Here is a 5,232-nt window from a genome sequence, read left to right on the forward strand (position 1 = left end):
CCACAGCAGCGCGGCGCAGCCGACGATCAGCCCGAACTCGAGGACGCAGCTCACCACGTCCAGGGCGCCGACCGATTCAGCACTGTGCAGGTCTGGGCCGAACGGCAGGCCGACGGTGCGCGACAGCGCGTACACCACGATGATGATGGCGTTCCCGGCGATGCCCAGCGACAGCCAGAGCCGCGACGGCCGCCAGAGCAGGACCGCCGGCCAGATCAGCTGCGCCCAGGAGATCACCAGGAAGAAGACGCCGTACAGGGTGTATTCGGCGAAGTGCTCGAACACGACCGCGAAGTGGATGGCCGCCGCGCCGACGGAAAGCGCCGCCAGGCCGCCGAGCAGATACGGCCGGGCTGTGGCCGGCCAGCCGCGGACCTCCTGGTCCGCGGGGACAGGAGTGCTCATATCACGAATGCTAGGTTGCCGGTCGCCCGGCCGGCATCGGCCACGAGGCCTATTCGAGTAGCCCCCGGGATGTACGTCCTGGACGCTTCGCGGGGCCCGCATGCCGGATCCCCGCGAGGGGGAGTAGGCCTGGTCACCGCAGGGTGATCACGTTCGTGGTGATCAGGGCGGCTTCGTCGGACGCGAGGTAGGCGATCACGTCGGCGACCTGCTGCGGGGTGGCGATGTGGATGAGCGTCGGGCTGTTGGCCACCTGCTCGCGCACGGCGTCGGTGACCCAGCCGGTGTCAGTGACCGGCGGGTAGACCATGTTCGCCGTGACCCCGTACCTGGCGAGCTCCAGGGCGGCTGACATTGTGTAGTTCTCCTGGGCCGCCTTGGCCGCCCCGTAGGAGACCTCCTCGGGAAAGCCGAGCTGGCCGCCGGATGTCAGGCCGATGATCCGGCCCCAGGTTGCCTGGCGTGCGATGTGCCGCCGGGCGAACTCGGCGATCATCAGGGCCGCGCCCATCGCGTCGACGGTGAACTGCCGGGTCCACGTCTCTGCCGTCACCGGCTGCAGGGTCCGGCCGGCCCGGTCGGTCGCGGCGGCGCCGAAGGTGTCGGCCAGCCAGCCGGTCGCGTTGTTGACCAGGACGTCCACCGGGCCGAACCGATCCTCGGCGATGTCGAAGAGCCGGACGGGCGTGGCCGGGTCGGACAGGTCGGCCTCCACGGCGGACGCCGTGCCGCCGTTGCCTTCGATGCGGGCGATGACGGCCGCGGCGTCGGCGGCGCGGTTGTCCCGGAACGTGCGCGGAATGCCGGGGTCTTCCGGGTCCGCCACCCGGAGGTACGTGCACAGCACGGCGCAGCCGCGGCGGGCCAGGGCCTCCGCCGTCGCCGCCCCGATGCCGTGATTGGCGCCCGTCACGATCGCGGTGTGGTCGCTGGTCACGCTGTCTCCTTCGGTTAGTGTGCTTTCGTGGCTTTTGACGTTGCCCGTGCCCGGCGTGATACCCCCGGCGTCGCCAGGGTGGCACACCTGAACAACGCAGGGGCGGCGCTGCCGCCGTCCGCCGTGACGGAAGCGGTCATCGCGCACCTGCGGCTGGAGGCGGAGATCGGCGGGTACGAGGCCGCCGACGCCGCGCACGACCAGGTAGAAGCCGTTTACACGGAGCTCGCGCGGCTGCTCGGCTGCCAGCCCGGCGAGATCGCGGTGGTGGAGAACGCGACCAGAGGGTGGGACATGGCGTTCTACTCGCTGGGGTTCAAGCCGGGGGACCGCATCCTGACGGCCCGCGCCGAGTACGCGAGCAACGTGATCGCCTACCTCCAGGTCGCCAGGCGAACCGGGGCGGTCGTCGAGGTCATCGAGGATGACGAGCATGGCCAGTTCTCCGTCGCCGGCCTGAAGGAGCGCCTTGGGCGCGGTCCTGGCACGGTGAAGCTCATCGCCATGACCCACGTTCCCACCCACGGCGGTCTCGTGAACCCCGCCGAGGAGGTCGGCGCCGTCGCGCGCGAGGCGGGTGTCCCGTTCCTGCTTGACGCCTGCCAGTCGGCTGGCCAGCTGAGTATCGACGTGCGGCGGATCGGCTGCGACATGCTGTCGGGCACCGGCAGGAAGTTCCTGCGCGGCCCGCGGGGCACCGGATTCCTGTACGTGCGGCGCGAGATGCTGGACAAACTCGAGCCGCCATTCCTCGACCTGCACGCCGCGACCTGGACCGGCCCTAGCAGCTTCGAGATCCGCGACGACGCGCGGCGGTTCGAGAACTGGGAGACCAACTACGCGGGCAAGGTCGGCCTCGGCACGGCGGTCGAGTACGCGCTGTCCTGGGGGCTCGACGCCATCGAGGCCCGGGTGACCGCGCTGGCGGCCGAGCTGCGCTCGCGGCTTGCCGCGATTGACGGGGTGCGGGTGCACGACCAGGGCCTGCGACGCTGCGCGATCGTCACCTTCAGCGTGGCGGGCGTGCCTGCCCAGGAGGTTCAGCGGCACCTGGCGGCGAGCGGTGTCAACACGAGCGTGTCACTCGTCTCGCACGCGCAGCTCGACCTAGCGCACCGCGGCCTGCCCGATCTGGTCCGCGCCTCCGTGCACTACTACAACACCGACGCCGAACTAGACCGGCTCATCGCCGCGCTCCCCGCTCCCAGGGCCTAGCCGCTGCGGCAGCCGGTATAAGGCACGCTGCCCAGGTCGGGGAAGCCGGGCAGGTTGATGGTGGCGGCTTTCCCGGCGTACGTGTAGCCGACGGCGAACTGGACAGGAATCGGCGCTGGGCAGGCGACGAGGACCTGGACGGTGACGCTGAGCCAGGTGCTTTCACCGGGCCCGAGGGTGTCCGGCACCTGTACTGCCCCGATCGCCCCGCACGGCGCCCATCGCTGCGAGACCACCTTGAGGCCGCTGAGGGGAAGCACGGTGCGGAATCCGCCGAGCCCGATCGCCCCCCCGGATTGGTTGGTGACCTGCACGCCGAGCTGGAGTTCCCGGCCGGACTGCACGGAACACGTGCCGGTGTCCTGGGTCAGCGCCAGGCCATCCGTGAACACCGTTGAGGCTGGGCCGGAGATGGGCGTCGGCGGCGCGCTGGCGTTCCTCGGTGCCTGCCGGTATCCGGTCGCGTATCCCGCGGCGAGCCCGATGACCAGCCCCACGGCGAGCAGGATCATGGCGCCCCGCGGCGGGCGCCATTTCATCGACGGCCAATTCAGGGACGGGAAGAAGCGACGGCCGCCTTGTTCCACCACATCGGCCGCGGAATCGTCGGCCCGCGGCGAGGATCCGGCGTCATTCCGCTGGCTGCCGTCCCCGTTCACCTGGCCAGGTTATGCCCGCCGCCGTGACGGAACCAGTGGCGTTAATCTGTGATGGTGGTAGGCGCGACCGGCGGGAGCCGGCTGGCGGAGCATGCGGTCTATCCCGGCACTTTCGACCCCATCACGCCCGGTCATATCGACATCATCGAACGGGCACGGCACCTCTTCGCGCGGGTCACCGTGCTCGTTGCTATCAACGCTGAGAAGCATCCAGCCAGCGCCCCCTCGGAACGAGGGACCAGGCTGCGCCGGGAACTTCCCGCGAACTGGGACAACGTCTCCGTGACCACGTGGGCCGGGCTGACCGTCGCGTTCTGCCGAGACCACGGCGCCAACGTGATCATTCGCGGTGTGCGCAACCGGTCCGACTTTCGTCATGAATCTCAGCTGGCGGCCATGAACGAAGTCATAGGCATCACCACGCTGCTCCTGCCCGCGCGGCCCTGGATGGCGGCTGTGTCATCGACCGTTCTGCGCGGGCTCGACACCCGAGCGGTCAGGGAGTAGGCAGTTGTGCGACGTGCGATGTCGCGACCCGTTGTGTAGCCCGTCCCGATCCGGGCAGGTGTCGCGGGTCCGTATACGCGATTCGAGCTAGGGAGAGTTCTTTCGTGACTTCCATTCCGGACATCAGGCTGAACAATGGTCAGGCCATTCCGCAGTTCGGGTTCGGCGTCTTCCAGATTGAGCCGAAGGACACGGCGGCCGCTGTGAGCACGGCACTCGAGGCCGGGTACCGGCACATCGATACCGCCGAGATGTACGGCAACGAGGCCGAGGTGGGCGAGGCCATTGCCAGGTCGGGCCTGGACCGCGGTGAGGTCTTCGTCACCAGCAAGCTGAGCAACGACGCGCATGAGCCGGACGATGCACGCCAGGCTTTCGAAGGGACGCTCAAGGCTCTCGGCACCGAGTACGTCGACCTGTTCCTCATCCACTGGCCACTGCCGACCCGGTACGGCGGTGACTACGTGCAGACCTGGCGGACGCTGGAGGAGTTCTACCGCGAAGGCCGGGCCCGATCCGTCGGCGTGTCCAACTTCCAGCCCCATCACCTACGGCGGCTGCATGGTGAGACCGAGATTATTCCGGCGGTCAACCAGATCGAGACGCACCCGTACCTGACCCAGGACGAGGTGCGCGCCTTCTGCGCGGAGCATCAGATCGCGGTCGAGGGCTGGTCACCGCTGGGGAAGGGGGGCGTCCTCGCCGACCCGACCATCCAGTCAATCGCCGCGCGGGCAGGCAAGACCCCGGCTCAAGTCGTGCTGCGCTGGCACATCCAGCGGGGCGACATCGTGTTCCCCAAGTCGGTCACCCCGGACAGGATCAGGGAGAACATCGACATCTTCGACTTCGAGCTGCCCGCCACCGACGTCGAGGACATCACGCTGCTGAACAAGAACGAGCGCACTGGTCCTGACCCTGACAAGTTCGCCGGCCGGTAGCCCGTTCCGCTCCCGGCGACGTCGAGCGCGACGCCCACGCCGTCGAGCGCGCTTGCGACTACCTGCGCGCTTGACACGCGCTTCCGCCCGATCACATGCTGAAGCAGTTCGGTGCGGAACAGGGGAGAGGCAGGCTCATGGCATTGTCGCGCGACGTTATGACCGATGAGCAGCGCAAATCGGTCGCCCTTGAGTACCTGAAGGCGTTCGACAACGGCGGCGTCACCTCGACCGGTGGCAGTATCCTCGACCTCTTCGCCGAAGACGCGCAGGTCTACTTCCCGAAGTGGGGACTCGCGACCGGCAAGGCGGAGATCGGCAAGATGTTCGGCGACGTGGGCGGGACGCTCAAGTCGATCACTCACCACTACTCGCATTTCAACTGGATCTTCTCCGGCAGTGATCTGCTGGTCGTCGAGGGCACGAGCCACGGCGAGCATCAGGACGGTCCGTGGCGCGCGGGAGTCCCCGAATCGGGCGCCGGCCGCTGGTGCGACGTCTTTGAGATCCGTGACTGGCTGATCCAGCGGTGCTTCATTTACCTCGACCCGGACTACGCCGGCCAGGA

The 5,232-nt window shown here is 68.6% G+C and carries 7 protein-coding genes; 4 read left to right on the plus strand and 3 right to left on the minus strand.

The features are described 5' to 3' along the window. The coding region (locus WA805_RS24360; protein ID WP_425243496.1) for a hypothetical protein at positions 1–405 on the minus strand (405 nt) is incomplete at its 3' end. A gap of 133 nt (positions 406–538) precedes the next feature. Continuing rightward, positions 539–1,342: an SDR family NAD(P)-dependent oxidoreductase gene (locus tag WA805_RS24365; RefSeq protein WP_425243497.1), complete on the minus strand. Its 804-nt coding sequence runs from the start codon at positions 1,340–1,342 to the stop codon at positions 539–541. A gap of 27 nt (positions 1,343–1,369) precedes the next feature. Here WA805_RS24365 and WA805_RS24370 point away from each other — a divergent pair, with 27 nt between their 5' ends. After that, positions 1,370–2,557: an aminotransferase class V-fold PLP-dependent enzyme gene (locus WA805_RS24370; RefSeq protein WP_424560927.1), complete on the plus strand. Its 1,188-nt coding sequence runs from the start codon at positions 1,370–1,372 to the stop codon at positions 2,555–2,557. On the opposite strand, the gene WA805_RS24375 is transcribed toward WA805_RS24370, so the two are convergent. Next, positions 2,554–3,216 (minus strand): hypothetical protein, encoded by a 663-nt coding sequence (locus tag WA805_RS24375; RefSeq protein WP_425243498.1) that lies wholly within the window; start codon positions 3,214–3,216, stop codon positions 2,554–2,556. The genes WA805_RS24370 and WA805_RS24375 overlap by 4 nt on opposite strands. Before the next feature lie 51 nt (positions 3,217–3,267). Here WA805_RS24375 and coaD point away from each other — a divergent pair, with 51 nt between their 5' ends. From coaD to WA805_RS24390, 3 genes are all read left to right on the plus strand, one after another. Beyond that, on the plus strand, positions 3,268–3,723 hold the full coding sequence (gene coaD, locus WA805_RS24380; RefSeq protein ID WP_422291078.1) for a pantetheine-phosphate adenylyltransferase: 456 nt from the start codon (positions 3,268–3,270) through the stop codon (positions 3,721–3,723). A gap of 104 nt (positions 3,724–3,827) precedes the next feature. Then, positions 3,828–4,664: an aldo/keto reductase gene (locus WA805_RS24385; RefSeq protein WP_424560926.1), complete on the plus strand. Its 837-nt coding sequence runs from the start codon at positions 3,828–3,830 to the stop codon at positions 4,662–4,664. Between the two features lie 95 nt (positions 4,665–4,759). Beyond that, positions 4,760–5,232, plus strand: a 473-nt coding sequence (locus WA805_RS24390) for a nuclear transport factor 2 family protein (protein WP_425243499.1), incomplete at its 3' end; no start/stop codon positions are given.

Origin of the sequence: Trebonia sp. (assembly GCF_049794275.1) — a bacterium.
Lineage (GTDB): Bacteria > Actinomycetota > Actinomycetes > Streptosporangiales > Streptosporangiaceae > Trebonia.